This window comes from Paraflavitalea pollutisoli, from assembly GCF_029360705.1.
GTDB lineage: Bacteria > Bacteroidota > Bacteroidia > Chitinophagales > Chitinophagaceae > Paraflavitalea > Paraflavitalea pollutisoli.
Map to the genome: position 1 here is coordinate 139,192 of NZ_JARKMX010000004.1, position 21,758 is coordinate 160,949.

The window sequence follows — 21,758 nt, forward strand, 5'->3', positions numbered from 1 at the left end:
GGATGATCTTAATGACCTTAACTAACCGTTTACGCGGCCGCGTGACCGTGCGCTGGCTTGTGGGTACCCTATTGCTCATCTTACTACATATTTCCACGCAGGCGCAGCTGGCGACACTCACTGAAAAGATCACGATCAGGCTGAAGAACACAACAGCTTTGCAGGTATTGCAGGAACTGGACAAACAAAGCACTTACGAATTTTTGTATACACAAACGCTGCTGGATAAGATAAAACTTAGTTCTTTTCAGCAGGAGAATATTACCCTTGGTAAAGCATTGGAATTACTGGGTAACCAGGCAGGACTTACCTGGCAAATTTCGGGCAAAACGATCGCTGTACGCGTCAACCAGCCAGCAAGTACAACGCAGGCCGTGAAAAATAAAACAGGTAAGATCATTGGTGTCATTCGCAACGAAAAGAACGAAACCATGCCCGGTGTAAGTATCGGCATTCAGGGTATGGAGCGTGGATTCACCTCTTCTGTTTCCGGTGACTATGCGTTGTCATTGGCGCCCGGTAATTACACGCTGCAAATCTCTTTTGTGGGTTATAAGACCAAGCAGGTAACCGATGTGGTGGTGGCCGAGGGCGAAACAACCGACCTGAACCTGGTACTGGAAGTGGCTGATTCCAGACAACTTTCAACAGTAGTGGTGACGGGCGGGGCCAAAAGAGAATCGGTGAAAGCTTTGTTGCTGGCGCAGAAGAACAATGCCAGCATGACCAATGGCATCAGTGCTGAACAGATCCGCGTTACACCGGATAATAATACTGGCCAGGTACTAAAACGTGTGAGCGGTATCACCGTACAGAACGATAAATTTGTTACCATCCGGGGTGTCAGCGACCGGTACAACAATGTACTCATCAATGGCGCCACACTGCCCAGCACCGAACCCAATCGCCGTAATTTCAGTTTCGATATCGTACCCAGCCAGTTGGTCGACAATATCGTGGTCAACAAAACCGCTTCCCCCGACCTGCCCGGTGAATTTGCCGGCGGCCTGGTACAGATCAATACCAAAGAGGTGCCGGCCGAAGGATTCCTGAGTATTACCATCGGTACAGGGTTTAACACTGCCAGCTCGAACAAGCAGCTGAAAAGCTACCGGCGTGATGACAAAGCGGGGCTCGGTAAGATCGATGAAGACCGAAAGTATTTTGGCGACGGCCGGTTATTCGACCCTGTTCAATTCATGAAGTACAGGGTTGCCAGTGATACCGCTTCGATCCGTTCGATCAGCGCGCAAATCCCCAACCGCTGGCAGTATTTTCAATATGCCTACCAGCCGCAGCAGAACTATCAACTCGCCGGTGGACTCAACAAGCGACTCAATAAAAGCTCGATCGGCTTTGTCGCTGCCGTCACTTATCTCAATGAGCAATTGGTGGAGGAAGGCAGTGCGGCCGTGCTGAGTCAGTACGATTTTGCCAGCGAACGCTACCGGTACAATACAACGATTGGCGGCTTGTTCAACGCCGCCTTCAAAACGCCCCGCCACCGGATTGCCTGGAAAAACCTGTACAACAAACGATACAGCAACCAGCTGGACTGGCGTACCGGTGACTACGCTTCCCAAAGCTGGGTGGCCCGGCGTACTGGTGAGGTGACGCTCGATAGCCGTATGATCCATACCAGGCTGGAAGGCGAGCACAAATTGTCCGAAAGCGGTATCAAAGTGGATTGGGCTGGTGATTTTATCCAGCTGAAGCGCGACCAGCCCGATACGCGCTTCATGACGGGACAAGAATACGGCATTCCCGGCGATGGTGTCTATACCTATGATTTCAGTGACTTCTTATTGATACGGGGAGGTATCTACAATTCATTGCTGGTCGAAAAGCGAAAGAATGCCGGCGGCAATTTTTCCCTTCCTTTTTCTGTAGCCGCCGGCCAGAAACAACTATTCAAAATAGGCTATAGCTGGTCAGAACGCGAAGCGGATTTCGATGCAGCCAACCTGCGCATCATGCACGACAACGCGTCGGCCTATACCCGCTCGCTCGGAGCGGTACCTTATTACCAGATCGCTACCCAGGATGCGTTCCGGAAAGGATACATTTTTTATGTCCCTACATCTACCAGGGCAAGTACCCTGGGCGACCGGTATACCGGCTCGCAGCAGTTGCAGGCCAGCTATGCCATGCTGGATCTAAAAGTGTTGAAAGGACTTCGGATTACTGGTGGCATCCGGTACGAAGACAACAAGATGAAGATGTCTACCATCTTCTATGACTATACCACCGGAGATCCCTATTTCGACGACAGCAGTTATGTTGAAAAGGATTGGCTGCCCTCCGTGAACGTGGTGTACAGCATCACCGACAAGATCAATGTACGGGCGGCCTACAGCAAGACCCTGGCGCGCCCGGACTTTGTAGAACGTTCACCGTACGTGTACTATGACTTTACGGAACTGGCGGAAGTGTATGGGCAAAAAGGCCTGCAGGTTGCCCGGATCAAGAACTATGACCTGCGGTTGGAGTATTATCCATCAGGTGATGAGATCATTTCTGCCTCGCTGTTCTTCAAAGACTTCAGCAATCCCGTAGAGCGGTTCTACAATATTGCCACTACCAGCAATACGGTCGAGTACCGCAACCTGTACAGCGCCACCGCCAAGGGCTTCGAGATCGATATCAGGAAGTCACTCAGCTTTATCAGTGCCGGCAGCGGCTGGCTCGAAAAACTCTATGTAAGCGGAAACTATACCTACCTGAAGGGATCTATCCAGCACCGGGAGAACAGCAAGAGCCAAACGACCGGTAAGGATACCATGATCATCGTAGATGCCAACCGACCTATACAAGGGTTGTCGCCCTTCATTCTCAACTGGGGTATCAATTACCAGGACAAATCCTGGGGATTCAACCTCGGCTTCAACCGGATTGGGCGAAGGATATTGAATGGGGGGATGATCAATGAACTGATCCAGTGGGAGAACCCGCGCAGTGTACTCGACTGCCAGTTCAATTTCAGGGTGATGAAACAAAAGCTGGAGATCAGGTTGAATATGGCCGACCTGTTGAACTACCCTGTTATTATTTATTCCAATACCGATGTCAGCCGGGGCATCATTACGCCGCCTGGTCCCAACAATGATCCTAAGGGGGATGGTTTCAATGACAAACTGGACCTGATCAATTATAAAGTCAGAAAGGGGAGCAATTTCAGTCTTACTGCCACTTACCGGCTATAACGGTAGGCTATCAGGCGCTGTGATCAACAAAACACCAAGAACAATGAAACCGTATAGATTGATATATAGCATATTGGCAAAGGCTGTTGTGCTGATGTTCGTGCTGCCGGCAGGATGTACCAAGCAGGAGCAGCCCATCGCCGAGCCCGAATTTGCAGGTCTTTTCCTGCAGGCTGTTACCGTCGATCAGATGCGGTTACGGGTGATGGATGGAGAGCAACAACTCACCAATGCCTTGTTATCTACCGGACGGTCAGTGACTGCGTCGGTTACTTACTACGACAAGGTACACCGGATAAGGGTTTTCGATTTTTATGGAGATGCCCTGTTGCTGGATACCCTTGTTACATATGAACGAACGCCTTTTTACCTGACGTTTTACCAGGATAAGGCTGGCGATAAGTTGCGTTGGATGGGGCCGCCGGTGGGAGAGCCGGCACCGGCAACAGGTGCCCTCAAGGTTTCCATCGTCTATACCGCACCGGCGCTTCCGGCATCGATGAAAGTCGTGGTAGAGAATGTCGTGCCGGCGTCGGGTACCCAATACCAGGCCACTGACAGCTTCGTGCTCGATAAGTTCAGCTTCTCCAAATATTTCACCGGTGTGAATCATGAAGAGAAAAAGCCCCGCCTTAGGATGTATACGACAGGCACAGAACGCAAGTTGATCGCGACTGTTTCGCCTGAGCAATTCCTGAACACGAATTTCCACTTCTCTACCTTCTTGTTTGACCGGGCCAGCGGGGGAGGTGTGTTCAATCTTGAAAGCAAAAAACTTTATTAATATTCCATAATCGAACAAGCAATGAGATATTTTCTGGCTGTAATGACTGCCTTACTCTTTACACTTACTGCTTCGGCTCAATCGCTCGTTCCGGTGTATTACCCGTCTTATATGCAGGGTAACGGGAGCGGGGGAGACAGGGTACCCTATGTATGCCGTTTTACGGTAAAAGATCTTAAACCCAATGCTACCTACAGATATGTAAATCATTTTGCCACCAATACCTCCGATACCTGGGTGTCGGGTACCAGTATTTTTATCCGGCCGGATGGTAGTTTTGACCGGGTGGAGTATCCCGACGTTTGGGATGTATCAGTTTGCGGAGAATTTACGACCGACGCCAGTGGAAGTTATACGGGATGGTTCATCAATGAGCCAGACGCCAACAGTACTTTCACACCTGGTCAGACTGCGTATTTCAGGCTCATGTTGAATGATGGCGGCGGTGGCACCTGGGGTGACTCCTTCATCGCCAGCCCCGAACCAGTTACCATGATCAATTTTAGTAGTGGGGCAGATGGTGGTACAGCTATCCGCAGTACGCCCGCCACGGAAGGTATTGCTAAAAATTTCGTGTTCTTATACGCCAATGCTAACCCTGCTCCGGGTGAAGCTCCCGTCATGGGAACTTATATCGAATCGGACGGGACCGACAATTCTGCCGCTACTTTTTTCGCGCCTTTTTATGGCGACCACGTGAATGCAGTAGACAAAGCCTGGGGAGGCATCATTCCCAACAACCTGGCCAATGGTATACGCCGTATCGCACAGTACAGCCTGGCGGATGGCAGCGAGATCGGTTATAAAACATCGGCCGATGGCAAATGGGCCCAGGCAGGCGGCGGTGCAGTGAACACGGTAAACCCTGCCGGTGGATTGACCACCGTGATCGAACTGGATGGAACGGTGATCACCCTGGGTGTGCCGATCGCACAACCACAGACGATCACCTTTGCAGCTCCGGGTGCCAAAACATACGGGGATGCAGCGTTCGATCCCGGAGCTTCGGCCAGTTCTCAATTGACTGTTCAATACCGCAGCAGCAACCCGGCCGTTGCAACGGTGAGTGGTAATACCCTTACGATCAAGGGTGCGGGAACCACCGATATCACGGCGAGCCAGCCAGGCAATGGCGATTTTCTGGCGGCAACCCCCATCACCCATACCCTTACGATCAATAAGGTTACGCTGACTATTACAGCAGAAGATAAAGTAAAAGTGCAGGGTGATCCCATGCCTGCTTTAACTGTACTGTATAGTGGTTTTGTAAACGGAGAAAATGAATCTGTACTGGCCACACCGCCGGTAGTCAATACAACAGCTACCGACGTGTCGCCAGCCGGTGACTATGAATTGATACCTGCTGGTGCTGTGGCTGCCAATTATGACTTCACGTATGTAAAAGGCAAGCTGTCTGTTAGTTCCAATAAACAACCACAAACGATCACCTTTGCAGCGCTGGCGCCCGTCACTTACGGAGCGGCAGACTACGATCCGGGTGCTACCCTCAGCTCTCGTTTACCGGTTGTCTATACCAGCAGTGACCCGGCTATCGCGGACATCGTCAATGGTAAGATCCATATCAAAGGAACAGGGGTGGTGACCATCACCGCTACTCATCCTGGCAATGCCAATTTTGAACCCGCCACCGATGTGCAGCAATCGCTGACCATCAACAAAGCGGGATTGACGATCCGCGCCGACAATAAAACCAGGCTCGTAGGTTTTGCCAACCCCGTATTGACCGCTTCCTATACAGGATTTGTATACAACGAAACGGTGGCAGTACTGATCACGCCGCCCACCATCTCCACTACGGCGACGCCCGCATCTCCTGCCGATAAGTATCCGATCAGGGTCAGTGGGGCTGCGGCAGCTAACTATACGATCACCTATATCGATGGTGAACTGACTGTGGAGCCACTGCCGGCCCAGGTGATCACTTTCGCGACGCTGCCGTATGTCAGGTATGGTGATGCTGCTATCAATGCCGGTGCGACCGCTTCATCCGGCTTATCCGTACAGTACCGGAGCAGCAATACGCAGGTGGCTACCGTAGATGCCAATGGCCTCATTCAGCTCAAAGGTGCTGGTACGGCCAATATCACTGCCGCACAGCCAGGTGACCCTTACCACGCGGCAGCTCCGGAAGTCACCAGGACGTTGACTGTTGCCAAAGCCCAGCTGGTTATCCAGGCGGTGGATACCGCTAAACTGGAAGGGGAGGCCAACCCGCCCTTGCTGCTGAACTATAGCGGATTTGTGAACAACGAAACCGCGACCAGCCTCACGGCAGCTCCCCAGGTAAGTACGCAGGCTACGACCAACTCCGTACCGGGTAAATACGTAATCTCGGTTACCGGCGCCCTATCGCCCAACTATACGATAGCCCAGGTCAATGGAACACTGCAGGTAAGACCCTCGCTGGGCGCGGGACAGGATAATATGGTTGCCTTCCTGCGTGCCCCCGGCCAGCTACAGGTCAATATTCATTCCGTAAAAGCAGGTAAAGCCACGATCCAGGTATTTGACCAGCAGGGCAACAGGTTGCAACAGGCCATGGTCAACCTGGCAGCAGGATTCAATACGCCCATACTGCCGGTGGGAAATATCACACCAGGCATTTACCATGTACGCGTATACGGGCCGGAGTTTATCCTGAAAAATAAAGTAGTGATCCGTTAACCAGGCAACCCGGTAACATTCAACCAAAGGCAAGTCTCAATTTTAAATACAATTACATGCGCACGTTCAATATAGGCTTTATCACAAGTTGCTTCCTGGTGTTTACTTTTTGCTCGCAGGAACTGCAGGCACAGGAAGGCAACAGTAACAATGCTGTCAACATCACTACATCCGCCGTACCCTTTCTTCGTATCTCGCCCGATGCCCGCAGTGGTGGGATGGGGGATGTGGGGATTGCCCTGTCGCCAGATGCCAATAGCATATTCTACAACCTGGCTAAAATGCCCTTTGCCGATACCAAATCGGGCATTGGTGTAACGTATACGCCCTGGTTGCGTGAAATAGCCGACGATGTATACCTGGCCACGCTGGCCGGATATGTAAAACTGGATGACAACGAGGCGCTGTCAGCTTCGCTGCGTTATTTCAACCTGGGCGAACTCTCCCTGATCGACTACAACGGCAACAAACTGCAAACGACAAGACCTTCAGAAATGGCCGTCGATCTGGGTTACTCCCGTAAACTGTCCGAAAAGTTTGGTATGGGTGTAGCCATTCGGTATATCCATTCCAAGCTGAGTACCGGTGCTATGAACGGCGTAAACTACAAGGCAGGTAATACCGTAGCCGGCGACCTGTCTTTCTATTACAACGGACTCAACGATAAGCAGGCGGGATGGACGGCCGGCATTTCCCTGAGCAACCTGGGTGGAAAGATCGGTTATACCGATAATGCAGAAGAGAGAGACTTCTTGCCGGCGAATATCGGACTGGGTGGTGCCTATACGGAGGTGTGGGATGATAAGAACAAAATGACTTTTGCGGCCGAATACAACAAATTACTCGTACCCGAACTGCCCAATGAGGCCAATGCTATGAAATCCTATCGCGATAAAGGGGTAGTAGACAGTTGGTTCGATTCATTTGGCAACAAAGCCTGGCAATTGGGATTTGGCATGGAATATACGTACAACGATCAACTGCACCTGCGGCTGGGATACAATAGCCGCTCGTACGAGTCGGGCAACTGGCAGCACGTAACCGCTGGCGTGGGCGTGCAATTTAGTTTTGCTACCGTTAATTTTTCTTACCTGGTGCCGACCGGGGAGAAGATCAATAGAAACCCGCTGACCAATACTGTTCGTTTCGGCCTCTTGTTCAACTGGCAGTAATCAACCTGCCGACCATTAAACCATAAGAAATTACCTGTCCATATTTGTTTAATTGTTTTTAATTGTTTAATTCCCAATTTCTTATCAACTATGAAAAAGAAAATCCTTTTCGGTTTCGCAGCTGTAGCGATAGCTGCCTTAACCATCGTTGCTTGTAAGAGAGGTTTCGACAAATTCGATGCACGTGGTACTGATGCAGGTCCGGTAATTGTGGATACCTGCACGCCCGTATCCTGTGTTTCCAACGTATGTAACATTACGCCGGCTACCCTGATCGACACCGTTCCCCGGATCATCAGCACCGGTGTGAACTTTACACTGACCAACAACAAGATCTGGATCCTGCCTTACAAATGTTATGTAGACAGCGCTGCACAGCTGATCGTAAATCCAGGCACTATCATCAAGGCGATCAAGAGAACATCTAACGACTCAGCCGCTGCGATTATTGTAACACGCTGGGGTCGTATCAATGCCAATGGTTCAGCTACCTGTCCCATTATCTTTACTTCTAACCAAACTACCCCTACAACTGGTGACTGGGGTGGTATCGTGTTGCTCGGCAGAGCGCCTGTAAACAAGGTGAATCCTACGATCGAAGGTATCAACCTGCCTAGCGTTCCTGCTGGTATCGATGTCAACTATGGTGGCAACGTTAGCAATGACAACTCTGGTATCCTCCGCTATGTTCGTATCGAATATGCCGGTGCTGCCATCGCTACCGACAACGAGCTCAATGGTCTTACCTGCGGCGGCGTTGGTAGTGGTACAACCCTTAGTTATATTCAGGTGTACAAAGGCAATGACGATGCTTTCGAATTTTTCGGAGGTACTGTCAATGCCGACCACCTCTATGCTTATGTACCCGATGACGACGCATTCGATTTCGACCTGGGTTATGTTGGCCGTATTCAGTTTGCTGTATCTGTATTGAACGCCACAGACGATTTTTCTCCCAACCCAAATGGTATCGAGTGTGATAACGATGCTACTGGTAGCAGCGATCAGCCTTACACCTACCCCAAGTTGTCTAACCTGACCGTTATCGGTGTTTGTGATTCAGCTACTTCCAAGAAACTGGGTGATGTATTGCTGAATGGCGCTCAGTTCCGCAGAAATACCAGGCTGACTGTATTTAACTCTATTTTCATGGGCTTTCCTACTGGTGTTGACTTTACGGGTTCTCAGATTGCTGATACAAGTTGTTTCCGATACAACCTGGTTCAGGCATTTGATACCAAATACAAGCCCACAACCTTCTCACATATCAACACCAACCAGGAGTTCCGTACTGGTACAAGCGCAAACGACAGCATTCAGCTGGTGGCTCCTTGCAACTATAGCTGCCCTGACTTCAGGCCTAAAGTAGGTTCTTATCCTTCTTCCGGCGCGAACTTTACCGATGGTTGCGTTAGCACGCTGGGCTTCACATCTGTTACTTACAGGGGCGCTTTTGCTGCTTGCAATACTACCAACGCGAATTGGCTGGCTGGTTGGACCAAGCACTAATACCAGTGTAGGGACTGAATTTTGTTTTTCCACATGTATGGGCAGGTAATGATTATACAGTGGCCGGGAGTATGTGTATGACTGTACATTTTCCCGGCCATTTATTTTTTCATCGGATGGTAAAATCAACAGATCATGAAACTTACATCTATCATTTTTATTTGTTTGTTTATTGGTATGGCAGCATCTGCTCAAACGCTGACAGAGGTGTACATGCCCCGTTATATCCAGGGCGTAGGTAGCTTCAATGAGGCGGCAGAGCGCCGTGTACCTTTCGCCTGTCGCGTAAAAGTGTCCGGATTGACGCCGAATGCTACTTACTTTTTCTACAACAGGTTCCTGATGGAAGGGGAGAGTTCCTTCAGTCAGGGCGAAGGCACCGTGATCGTAGCAGCGGATGCTGGTTTTGTACGTATCCCTGTACCATCTATGTCGCCCGGTGAGCATGGCGAATTCAAGGCCGACAGCACAGGTGCCTATACGGGCTGGTTTATAACCGAGCCCAATATTGCGAATACGTTCGCTCCCGGTATCAATATTTATTTTCACCTCCTCCTCAATGATGGTGCGGGCGGTGAATACATCAATTCATTCGTGACCTCTACGACTCCTGTACGGGTAATCAATTTCGGCTCCGACAGTACCAGTGGTACCGGTCTGCGCGCGACCCCGCTGCAAAAGGCGGCTGCCAAACAATTTGTGCTCCTGTACGACAACTTCGAAGCTACTGGTCGTCCGCTCACTGCAACCTATGTGGAAAGCGATGGCACCGACGGCAGCCTGGCCAATGGCTATGCCCCTTTTTATGCCAGCCATGTCAATGGTGTTAACCGTGCATTCGGTACCATCGTACCCAACGCACTGCCCAATGGCTTGCGCCGTATCGACCTGTTCGAGTTGGGTAACGGATCGTTCAAGCGCTCTTATTATCCCTACCCGGTGATCGAGTCCTGGAATCCTTTTCGCATCGGTTTCCGTTGGCCTTCTGTCAGCAATACCCTGATCGATACCAAAAATCCTACCGGTGGTCTCGACCAGGTACTGGTGATCGATGGTGCCAGGGTATTGGGTATCAATCTGTGGTTGTCGGGTGAATCGTTTACCGAAGAAGAACTGATCACGCTGCAGTGGAACAGCCCGGCAGAAGAAGAGGCGGTGGAATATATGGTAGAGCGTTCTGAAGATGGAAAGACCTTTTCACCGCTAAGATCGATCCCGAAAGGCGAGAATAAGCAGGTATATGAACTGAAAGAAAGCCGTTCCGCTACTGCTTCTTTCTACCGCATCGTGATGACCAGCAAAGACGGTTCCCGTACTGCCAGCGATGTGCTGAAAGTACAGGGCTTCATCAAGCTGAACGTACTGCCCAACCCCGTTGCCGACCAACTGCTGGTACAACACCCTGCTGCTGAGGCCGGTGCTGCTATCCAGGTAATTGGCATCGACGGCCGTCGCCTGTTGACACAAAATGTGGCAGAAGGTGCTGTGCAGACGAAGGTAAATGTCAACAAGCTGATTGCTGGTAACTACTATGTGGTATTCAGTGCAAATGGCCAGCGTCAAAGCAAATCCTTCATTAAGAAGTAATTGACAGAAAAGCGTTTCCTATGGATGTACTCGGTTACCTGTGGGGGCAACCTCACAGGTAATTGTTTTCCTATGGGAGCATATTGTGAGACATACAACCAGGTGCGCTATATGACAAAAGGGCAACCGCATAACGGCTGCCCTCTTGCTTGTTTAATTGTTTAATTCCAACGTAAAAATACTAATTGGGAATTAACAGTAAAATAAAAATTTCTTAAAACTGCCATTATGAACAATGTGCATAGGGTATTGGCCGCCGGCCTTGGCAAAGTGGTCAGCACCCAATGGGTATACGTACTGTTATTGATGGCCATCTGTTCGCAACACCAGTCCTGCAGCAAGAAGGTGGCCCCTTTCGAACCAACGGATGCCCTCGGCAGGGCGAATCAATGGGTATACGATAGCCTCCGGTTGTATTATTACTGGTCGGATCAGCTCAATAAACACCCGGACTATTCGCTCGCCACGCCCGAATTCTTCCGGAGCCTGCTGGCGCCGGCCGATCGGTTCTCGGCGATCACCAATAACCGGGATGTACAGCCCCATCGGTCCGTGTATGAGTGGTATGGATTGTACTATTCGCTCGTCACCCATCCCTTCGATGCGCAAAGGCTGGTAGGTGTGGTAACTTTTGTACTACCGGGATCTACAGCGGCCCAGTACCTCGAAAGAGGTGATCTTTTCACCCAGGTCAATGGCCGTAAGTTGGGGAAAGACAATGTGGAAGAGATCAGCCGGCAGTTTACGGATGGCGATGCGGTTACCCTGATGAAGGCCGTGATCAATGACCAGGGCACTCAACTGACGGATAAAGCTGCTGTGTCGGTTACAGGTGGCGGCGTTCCTTTTCAAACGATCTATACGGCGCGTGCTTTTGAGCGCAATGGTATCCGCACCGGTTACCTCTCGTACCTGCAGTGTATCGAAAGCCAGGACTACCGGGTACTCGATGCCATGCTGCGTTTTAAACAGGCAGGTGTAACGGAGCTGATACTCGACCTGCGCTTTAATCCGGGGGGAAGTGTCGCTTCCTGCGCGAAACTGGCTGCGATGCTGGTGCCCAACTATCAACCCGGGCAGACCTTTGTTACCTTTCAGGGCAACCGGTCGGGCGGAACGGTAAAGCAGTCGTTTGAAAAGACCATTTCTTTCTCCGCCACCGCGCCCGGCAAGACGCCGCAGGAGCTGTTGTTACGCAACCTGAACCTGAAACGGATCTTTATACTTACTTCCGGGGCTACCATTTCTGCTGCAGAGATATTGTGTAATAACCTGAAACCTTTTATGCAGGTGGTACGGGTGGGTGGCAAAACCTATGGCAAGGATGAAGCCTCCTTTCGCATAGAAGACAAGCGCAGTCCCAAACAGATCCCCTGGATCCTGTACCCGATCGTGTATAAGATCGCCGATGCCAACGGGAAAGGCAACTATAGCAGCGGCCTGTTGCCCGATCATGCGGTCAACGAATTTAGCCGGCTACCCTTGATGCCATTGGGGTTGCCGGGCGATCCATTGCTCGACCAGGCCCTGTTATTGATCTATCAGTCTACAGATGTTGGGGTAACGCCTATGCGAAAAAAGACCTATGTCTTTACCGGGTTGAAGGAAGTATATTATTCAGCTGATAACGCAACTGGTGTAGAATTTCAACACTGATAAATAGTTCTTTATATAAGCACCTGTTAAAATTTTGGTAACAATCCGGTAATCTGGCGGTGATATTTAGTTAATGTGACTACCGGACTTTTGCGGGCAATTAGCAATCACAAGTATGGTTAAGGTTTTACTCACTACCGCCATGGTTACCATGGCCTGCTCGCTTTTTGCCCAACAGTCAGTGCCCGATGCCAAATACAAACTGGTTACCGGCAATGACTATGTTCGCTCAAAGAACTACTACCTGCTGTCGACCTTACTGGAAGATGCGGCAGCCCGCAAACTCGTCGAGTCCGATACCGCCCTCAGTAATATCGCCACCCGTAAATTACACAACCTGGCCGCTGCTTTGAAGGCCTGTGGCAATGCAGCTGCCTGCTATGCAGAGCAGCTTAGATTATCTGAACGGGAGATCAAAACTGCTGGTGATCGTCTTGTGGCGTTGTACAACGATAACAATGCGCTGGGCGTGCTGATAAAGAAACACCTGGCTGCTTCCGGTACTTATATACTTTTTCAGCAGGAGGCACCCGCTGCATTCTTGCGCAAGGCCTGGGAGCAGGATGCGATGGGCATCAACTTCGCGATCGGCGTGTACGCCGAAGGTAAGAAACCCAATTATCCGCTTATCGACTCCATCAGCTATAACGTTCATGCACCACGCTATGGTGCTATGCTGTATGCGCCTACGTATGTGGTGATGCAGGAGAGCCAGGATACGAAGCTGTTCTTTCTTCCTTCCCTGAAAGCTTCTTTACAGTTTATCGAACTCAACGAGCGTGACCAGGCGGCTGATTACGAACCCATGGAGTCGACCGTCAACAAGGCCGCTTTCGACCGCATCAAAACCCTCAAATGGGCCAATTACAAGTACTCGGTGATCGTGGTGCCCGGTGCCGGTCCCGAAGATCCTGCCGTACCACTTAGTGCCGGTGGAATGTTGCGCTGCAGGCTGGCCGCTATCCAGTACAATAAAGGTCTGGCGCCTTTCATCGTGGTGTCGGGTGGTAAAGTACATCCGTATAAGACAAAGTACAATGAAGCGGAAGAAATGAAACATTTCCTGATCGATAAGCTCCATATTCCCGAAAATGCTGTGATCTTGGAGCCGCATGCACGGCATACCACCACCAACATGCGCAACGCCGTACGGTTGATGTTCCGTTATGGCATGCCGATGGATAAACCAGGACTTACCTCTACCGAAAAGGGGCAAAGCGCCTGGATCACCGGCACGCTCATTGAAAGATGCAAGCGTGAACTGGACCTTGTGCCTTATCGTCCCGGAGCACGCCTGTCGGAAACGGAGGCGGAGTTTTATCCCTTACTGGAGGCGCTGCACATCGACCCGACCGAACCGATGGACCCTTAAAACAACCAGAGCCCTTATACCCAAACCTAAAAACCCCGACCCGTCCGACACCCGTTCCTGTAGCAGCAGGCAGGATCTGCTGCTACCACTATATCCTTTGATTTCGATTGCCGGTCCATGATACGTCAAATCAAATGATCATGAAAACACTTCTTGCTTCTCTTGCTTGTTTGGCCATTGCCGGCGCCTCGCATCGCACCAGCGTGTCGATGCAGATCAGCCGCAGCTGGTCGATCGATTCTCTGGGTGCCTGCCAGGGTATAGCACGCCTGGATGGTCGCCTGTTTCTCTATGGAGACCGGGAGATCGGACTGATCCGGGAGTATAAACTGGAAAAGGATACGCTGGTCTGGATCGGTAAAGAATACAAGCTGACTGTCAACGACAGCGATGTGATCAACCATCCCACCGGCATTGCTTATCGCAAGGGCCTGCCAACCTTCATCGGCAACAGCGTGCGGCTCAATCCCGAAGGCACTAAATGGAAAGCCATTATTTACTCCGTCAACTGGGAAGGGCTGCTGAAGACCGGTACCCTCGATGGAAATCTTCTCAATACGATCGATGATGATGCCTGCATACAAGGCACCCGACCTGAATATATCCAATACAATAAGAAATGGTATGTGGCTACAGCCGACTATGGCGGCAAGGCCAATGAAGTACGTCTCTACGATCCCGCTCTTTTACATAAAGCAAAAAAGACTTCCGAGCCTGGTGTTGTTGTTAAGAAGTTTACCTGTTCACCGTGGGTGCAGAACCTGCACTGGATACCTGGCAAAAACATCCTCGTGCTGATCCAGAATCAGCTCGAAGGCCGCAAATGGCGTTTCACCTTCCTCGATTTCGAAAAGTCCATGGCCACCGGAACGGAACAGGTGATCAAAGTGGTAGACCTGAATGAACGGCCCGATGAGCTGGAAGGCTTTACATTCCTCGACAACATGGCAGAAGGCATTGCTGTCAGTTCATCCCGCAGGCAAAATGCCAACAAGATGACGATCAGCTGGGAGAAATAGATCCTGCCCGCAGTGCGCGATTGCTGTCTGCTGTATTATTTATTGATCACAAATAACAATTCATGCAAATGAACATTGCACAGGACATTCCTATGCGTAAGCGCAAGGGACTGCTTCCAAAACTGCTCTTGATGCTGGTGACCGTTTTGGTTACAGCGATCAGTCCGGTATGGGCCCAAAATGGCACGGTGACCGGTACTGTCCTCTCCGACAAAAAGGAACCCCTGCACGGCGCCAGTGTACTGGCAACCAGGTCGGGCAAGGCTGTGATGACCAATGAGAAAGGTCAGTTTACGATTGAAGTGGGGGCAGACGATGTGCTGAAAGTGACCTTTGCCGGGTTCACAGCGCAGACCGTGGTGGTAGGCAACAAAGCGACCCTCGACATTCAATTGGTAGAAGAAGCGGCGATGCTGGAAGAGGTGTCGATCGGTTATCAGCGGGTACGCAAGAGCGACCTGACTGGCGCCATTTCCAGTGTGAAGGCCAAAGAGATGAACCTGACTACACCTACACTCAGCCAGGCGCTGGTGGGTAAGGTAGCGGGTGTGCAGGTCGCCCAGGTGAGCGGTGCACCTTATGGTGGTACCAAGGTTCGTGTGCGTGGTATAGGTTCCGTTAGTGCGAGCTCCGAACCCCTGTATGTGATCGACGGTTATCCGGTGGGGGGTAATATCAGCCAGGGCCCGGGCAACGGCGGCAACGGTACTGGTGGTTACAATTCCAATACCGCCGGTAACGATGTCTTCATCAATCCCGATGACATCGAGTCGATCGAGGTCCTGAAAGACGCGGCTTCCGCGGCGATCTACGGATCACGCGCTGCAGCGGGTGTAGTACTCATCACTACCAAACGTGGTAAGTCGGGTAAGGGCCGGCTGAGCTATGACTATATGGCCGGTATCAACCAGTTGGCGAAGAAAGTGGATATGCTCGATAGCTATGAATTTGCCAAACTGTTTGCCGATGGCCGCAATGGTGCTTACAAAGACCAGATCATTGCAAAAGGCATAGCCTGGAACGATGCTTATTTCAGTGACGACAACGCTGCCCGTATTGCCCGCCTGGGGTCCAATCCCGGCAACATCACGCTGATCAAGGAGTTCTATGATTTTCCCACACAGACGGTGCTGCGCCCCAAATACAATACAGACTGGCAGGACGAGCTGTACCGCAATGCGCTGATGCAACGTCATAACCTGTCGCTGACTGGTGGTAACAACAACGTACGTTACCTCATCAGCGGTGGCTACCAGAACCAGGATGGTATCCTGAAGTTCACCAACCAGAAGCGTATAAACTTCCGCGCTAACATCGATGCGGATATCAGCCCTAAGCTGAAAGTAAGCTCCAGCATGTTTGTCACCGATATCGACAACCGCGAGGTGCAGGAAGGGCGCTTCAACAACGGCCCCATTCTGGGTGCGCTGGTATACATGCCTTTCTTCCCGGTATACAAAGCTGATGGTTCGTATGCGCTGGGTAATGCCAACGTGCCGATCGATGGATACAACTATGCGTTCCAGACGATCGAGAATCCCGTTGCTTTGGCCGATCGCGTAAAGATCACCCGCAAAGGTACCCGGGGTACCTATGGCGCCAACGCAACGTATGAATTCTTCAAAGGGTTTACTGGTAAAGTAAACCTCGGTGTGCAGACCTACAACGAGAAGTACGAATATTACTATCCCACCAACCTGAGCAGCGGCGCCAATCCTCCGGGTTCACCCACCGCTATCCGGGCAGCCAATACATCGGTGCAGACGACGACCCTGATGGATAAGCTGGCTGAGTTTACCCTGAACTATAAGAAGTCTATCGGTAAAGGCGACCTGAACGTTCTGGCTGGATATACCGCGCAGGAATCTACCAGCGATATGGTGAGCGTAGGCGCCAATGGCTTTTCGAATGACCAGGTACCGGAGCTGTCATCTAAAGGAGCGGATGCTACTAACTTTTACCTGAACGGAGCCGGTAAATCGACCACCACGCTGGTATCATACCTGGCCCGTGCGATCTATAGCTATGATAGCAAGTATTACCTGACGGCTTCTTTCCGCGCCGATGCCTCTTCGCGTTTCGGCCCGGCCAACCGTTGGGGTAAATTCCCTTCTGTATCCGCCGGCTGGAACCTCTCCAATGAAAGCTTCTACGGCGACTGGCTGGGTGCCGGCTCTACGGTCAAGCTGCGCGCCAGCTGGGGACTGTCTGGTAACAATAACATCGGTAACTACAACTACGAGCAAAACATGGCAACACCTACCGGCGTCGTGTTTGGCAATACGGTGTACACCGCCACAGCACCTGGTAGGGTAGCCGATCCCAAACTGGGCTGGGAGTCTACTTCCCAGTACAATTTCGGTGCTGACTTCGGGTTGCTCAACAACCGGGTGAACCTATTGGTGAACTACTACATCAGTAAGTCGTACGACCTGCTGTTCAGCATGAACATTACCGCTGCTTCCGGTTCTACTTCGGTGCTCACCAACCTGCGCGAAGCAGAAGTGCGCAACACCGGTTTCGACGCACAGATCGACGTGAAAGCGATCACGGGCCGCGACTTCAACCTGAATGTGAGTGGTAATATCACTGCCAATAAGAATAAGGTGGCCAGCCTTGGTGGTGCTGCGCCTATTTTCTCCCAGGGCGGCGAAAGATCGTATACGACCCACGTTACCATGGTGGGACAGCCGATCGGTATGTTCTATGGTTTCAAAGTAAAAGGCATGGTACGCGAGTCGGACATGGCCAATATCAAGGCCGACAATGCTGCCCTGTTGCCCAACAATACCTTCCCTTCGGGCTACAAGCTGAAAGGACCTCCCCGTTCTACTGCCAATGCTACACCGCTTAACCCCGGTGACCTGTATTTCGAAGACGTGAATGGCGATGGTATTGTGAACGATGCCGATAAGCAGGTGATCGGATCTCCTTACCCTGATTTTACCTATGGTTTTATGTTGAGTGCGAGCTATAAGAACCTGGATCTGACGGCTTCTTTCAACGGTTCTCAGGGCAATGATGTAGTAGATGCCCAGGATTATTATATCAAGAACATGGAAGGCTCCGGCAACAACTATGCAGTGGTGAAGAACCGTTACCGCTCCGAAGCGGAACCCGGCGACAGACATATCTACCGCGCTTCACGTGGTGGTACCCAGAGCAACAGCACCCGTTTGAGCGATTTTTACCTGCAGGATGGTTCCTTCTTCCGGTGCACGAATATCACCCTCGGTTACAGCCTCAATGGGCTGGCGTTCGTGAAGAAGGCGGGTCTCAGCGGATTGCGTGTGTACGCCAGTGTAGACAATGCCTTTACCATCACCAACTACTTAGGTTACAATCCGGAAGTGGATTACAACAACGGAAACAATACGACACCGGGTGTAGACTATGGAAAATACCCCTTGATGCGTGCTTACAACCTGGGCCTTAAACTTCAATTCTAAGCCCTGAACAACAAAAAGATTTTTTATGCGTAACATACTTGTATTAACGATCGGTTTGGGTGTGGCGGGAGCAATGAGTTCCTGCAACAAGGAGTTTGTAGAGCAAACCAATCCCAACTCGGTGAATGTCGACAACAATTACCAGACTGAGAATGATATTGCCAACGGCGTCAATGGTGTATACCAGGCACTCCGGAGTAGCAACTGTATCGGCGAAGGCGCTTCTACCTGGACCGATGACCGCTCGGATGATATCAATACGACCGATAACCAGTCGAACGCAGGTGAGCCCTTCCAGTTTACGGCATTCTTGCTGGTGGCGGGCAATACTTACCTGCAAAGCCACTGGACAGCTTTGTATGCGCCCATCAGCCGGGCTAATGTCGTACTCTCGAAGATCGACAATATCACCTTTGCTTCAGAAGACACACGCAGTCAGTACAAAGCGGAAATGAAATTCATCCGTGCGTTGATGTACTTTAACCTCGTACAGGAATTTGGGGGTGTCCCTTTGTTTACGGAGCGTGTCGTTGATCTCGATGCGATCAAGGCAAAGACATACCGGGAGATGAAGGAGAATATTTATGCGGCGATCGTAGCGGACCTGAAAGATGCCGTGGCCAGCAAACTGCCCAATGTGCAGGCGGCCGGTAATAAAGGCCGTGTATCACTCCAGGCAGCTAATGGATTGCTGGGTCAGGTATACCTGAAAATGGCTACCGATCTGGCGGCTGATAAAACAGGTAACCTGAATAATGCAAAGACCTATTTGACGGCTTGCTACAACCTGCGTGCCTTCACGAAACTGGCCGATATTCCTTTTGCCGATGTGTTCGATGTAACGAAGAAGGGCACCAATCAGGAGGTCATCTGGCAGATCGCTTATAAGCAGGGGGATATCACTTACAGCTCGCGTCTGGCTGCCAACAACCAGGCGAAGGGCGAGACCATCAACTCTCAGTTTGCCTCTACCGGTGCTGGTGGTACTTTCACCAAGGACCTCCTGAAGGAATTTGAAACAGGTGATCTGCGTACGGATTATACCATTAAATATGCAAATGATGTGTCGGTGAAGAATTACTTCATTACCAAGTTCCGTGACAACAGTTCGGGTGCTACCAACCTCGGGTATGGTGGCAACGACTGGATCGTATTGCGCTATGCCGACATCATCCTGAACCTGGCAGAAGTGCACCTGTTGCTGGGCGACAATGCTACGGCTATTCAGTACCTCGATATGGTACGCGAGCGCGCCAAACGTCCGTTGTATGCGGTGATGATGGCTGATCCTGCCTATGCAACCCGCTATCCTTCGCTGAAGCTGGCGATCCTGCATGAGCGTAGGGTTGAGCTGGCATTTGAGCACCATCGCTGGCATGACCTGAACCGTTTCTTCACGGCGGAGGAACTGGTGAGTTACTTCAAAGCCAAGAGTCAGGCCGACTATGACAACTCACCTTTGACGAACATCACTACCAAAGACCGGTATTTCCCGATCCCGCTGAACGAGAACAAGCTGGATCCGGCAAAAATGCCTCAGAATCCAGGGTATGAGCAGTAGGTTATAACATGTCCTGATCTGTATTCAAGGGCTGGCTTCGTGCCGGCCCTTATTGATTGGTGGCAGCAGGAGTGGTAGACCGGGGTGGTGGGGGCTTGTCGGTCATGGCATGGGTACGTTGTTGGAGGGGCGAAACTGGCCCAATGGCTCGATGAACCATGGGTGAAGTGCGCTTTAACTACGGAGGATGGCCGATGGATGGCCGATGGTTAGGCGGGGGAAGATGGTCCAGTGGGGGCATCGGCAGGCGCCTGTCCGCCCAGGACTACGAAACATTCATACCTACCTGTCTAGGGGCTCGTACCTACCTGACGGCCGGGTCGCAACATGGCGTATCCAGACAGGAGGCGGGCGACGTATGTTTGCAGGCAGTAATAAACATGGCACGCTTCGAGGGCATACCGATCATGACCGGCACTATTGGGCCGGTATGCATCTACAAGATGTTTGGGCGGTATTATATGCGTACCAGTAACCCGCTTTCCGGCGACAGGGTGAAGAAGGATCCTGCCTTCCAGAAGACGATGCAATATGCTGCCTTACTGTCGCGGGCTTCACGGATCGCTTCGTCGGTGTATGCGTCCTTGCCGGCGCGGCGTAGACAACATACACTGTACCGCAAGCTGACGGGAGAAGCCATGACCTGGTTGAAATACCAGTGGAAGGACGAAGAGATCGTGGCGTACCTGATCAGGCAATATGGTCAGCCTGTGGCCAGCGCCGACGGCGTTTGTATGCGCATCAGGGAGCAGTTTAAACGCACTACGCGTCAGGGCGCTATGCGCGAAGACTTGTTGCATGAGCCGCCTGCGGAAAAGGTTTGCTGGCAGCAATATGCCTGTCAGTTGCTGGATAGGGCTACCAGGCGGGCGGTTAATGCGTCGGTGGAGTCATACGCCTGGGCGGAGTATGTGGAGGGTGGGTGAGTAATTGTCAGCCGGTTTCGGGAGAAGTATTGTTAAAGAATTTTCTAACAACCTTACCTGTTATGCCAGAGAATCAATCTTTAAGCAATATTCAGCTAGAACTGTTGAAGCTATTTTGCTTAAATCTGCCAGAGGAAGACCATCTGCACAATAAGAATATTTTGGAAGCATATTTTTCGTCAAAACATAGTCGTAAAACTGTGCAGGATTCGAACGGAGATTTGACTGTCAGCTCTCCCAGGTAATATATCTCAGTTGCCCTTCATCGTTTCTGTTGACAACGACCAATTCGTCGGTAAAGTCGCGGCCAAAGCTGTAATCAAAAGTGGCGAGTTGGCCTTCCTGCTGCGGATAAAAACCGACCCTTACCAGTTGTAGTTTTTCAAGTAGTGGTACCTGTTGCTCGATATCGTCCCGGGTAACACCCAGGGCTTCGATGAGCTCGTCGTGATCGATCTCCTCTACGTAAAATTCGATAAAGCCTTTTAGGGTATTGTTGTCTTCCAGGAAATAGTTGTCGCGGATCTCCTGCCTGCTTTGTGCGTCGTAGGTGGATAATTTGCCCAGAAATGTGTTAACAGTTTCCAATCGGGAAGGGTCGATGGATTTGGTGTCGAAGTTGAGGTCGACTTCGACCATCCTGCCATTCAAATCAATCTCGACATCATAGTACTCTTCCGGGTTGTCGGTATCGATCACGCCGAAATAAGGTAGTTCGAATTGTGCCATGGAATTATGTTTGTAGGATGGCTAAATTACCGCAAATTCTCAGATCAACTTTGATATGGGTGATTTTCTACCCATCACAAACCGGTCAACTTCCTGCTGCTTTTAG

The 21,758-nt window shown here is 51.0% G+C and carries 13 protein-coding genes; 12 read left to right on the forward strand and 1 reads right to left on the reverse strand.

Annotation, left to right across the window (positions count from 1 at the left end; translation table 11 throughout):
* Positions 1-11 precede the first annotated feature (11 nt).
* The 12 genes from P2W70_RS10470 (at position 12) to P2W70_RS10525 (ending at position 20,923) form a co-directional block, all read left to right on the forward strand.
* Entirely contained in the window at positions 12-3,203 is a 3,192-nt protein-coding gene (locus P2W70_RS10470) for a TonB-dependent receptor (protein ID WP_276481400.1), read from the forward strand.
* A gap of 43 nt (positions 3,204-3,246) precedes the next feature.
* Positions 3,247-3,987, forward strand: coding sequence for a hypothetical protein (locus tag P2W70_RS10475; RefSeq protein WP_276481401.1), 741 nt, complete (start codon positions 3,247-3,249; stop codon positions 3,985-3,987).
* A 21-nt stretch (positions 3,988-4,008) separates the two neighbouring features.
* Positions 4,009-6,672 carry an MBG domain-containing protein gene (locus P2W70_RS10480; protein WP_276481402.1) on the forward strand — a complete coding sequence of 888 codons (2,664 nt, stop codon included), beginning with the start codon at positions 4,009-4,011 and terminating at the stop codon, positions 6,670-6,672.
* Positions 6,673-6,728: 56 nt separating this feature from the next.
* Positions 6,729-7,844, forward strand: coding sequence for a type IX secretion system outer membrane channel protein PorV (porV, locus tag P2W70_RS10485; RefSeq protein WP_276481403.1), 1,116 nt, complete (start codon positions 6,729-6,731; stop codon positions 7,842-7,844).
* A gap of 90 nt (positions 7,845-7,934) precedes the next feature.
* Positions 7,935-9,353, forward strand: a complete 1,419-nt coding sequence (locus tag P2W70_RS10490) for a hypothetical protein (RefSeq protein WP_276481404.1) — start codon at positions 7,935-7,937, stop codon at positions 9,351-9,353.
* A 135-nt stretch (positions 9,354-9,488) separates the two neighbouring features.
* On the forward strand, positions 9,489-10,940 hold the full coding sequence (locus P2W70_RS10495; protein WP_276481405.1) for a T9SS type A sorting domain-containing protein: 1,452 nt from the start codon (positions 9,489-9,491) through the stop codon (positions 10,938-10,940).
* Between the two features lie 228 nt (positions 10,941-11,168).
* Positions 11,169-12,596 carry a S41 family peptidase gene (locus tag P2W70_RS10500; RefSeq protein WP_276481406.1) on the forward strand — a complete coding sequence of 476 codons (1,428 nt, stop codon included), beginning with the start codon at positions 11,169-11,171 and terminating at the stop codon, positions 12,594-12,596.
* A gap of 115 nt (positions 12,597-12,711) precedes the next feature.
* Positions 12,712-13,968, forward strand: coding sequence for a YdcF family protein (locus tag P2W70_RS10505; protein WP_276481407.1), 1,257 nt, complete (start codon positions 12,712-12,714; stop codon positions 13,966-13,968).
* Positions 13,969-14,108: 140 nt separating this feature from the next.
* Positions 14,109-14,987, forward strand: coding sequence for a hypothetical protein (locus P2W70_RS10510; protein WP_276481408.1), 879 nt, complete (start codon positions 14,109-14,111; stop codon positions 14,985-14,987).
* A 62-nt stretch (positions 14,988-15,049) separates the two neighbouring features.
* Positions 15,050-18,436, forward strand: coding sequence for a SusC/RagA family TonB-linked outer membrane protein (locus tag P2W70_RS10515; RefSeq protein WP_276481409.1), 3,387 nt, complete (start codon positions 15,050-15,052; stop codon positions 18,434-18,436).
* 25 nt (positions 18,437-18,461) lie between these two features.
* Positions 18,462-19,997: a RagB/SusD family nutrient uptake outer membrane protein gene (locus tag P2W70_RS10520; RefSeq protein ID WP_276481410.1), complete on the forward strand. Its 1,536-nt coding sequence runs from the start codon at positions 18,462-18,464 to the stop codon at positions 19,995-19,997.
* Positions 19,998-20,377: 380 nt separating this feature from the next.
* Positions 20,378-20,923 (forward strand): hypothetical protein, encoded by a 546-nt coding sequence (locus P2W70_RS10525; RefSeq protein WP_276481411.1) that lies wholly within the window; start codon positions 20,378-20,380, stop codon positions 20,921-20,923.
* A gap of 228 nt (positions 20,924-21,151) precedes the next feature.
* On the opposite strand, the gene P2W70_RS10530 is transcribed toward P2W70_RS10525, so the two are convergent.
* The gene (locus tag P2W70_RS10530; protein WP_276481412.1) at positions 21,152-21,652 is read right to left on the reverse strand and encodes a DUF2004 domain-containing protein; all 501 of its coding nucleotides are present in this window, start codon (positions 21,650-21,652) and stop codon (positions 21,152-21,154) included.
* Positions 21,653-21,758: the final 106 nt, after the last annotated feature.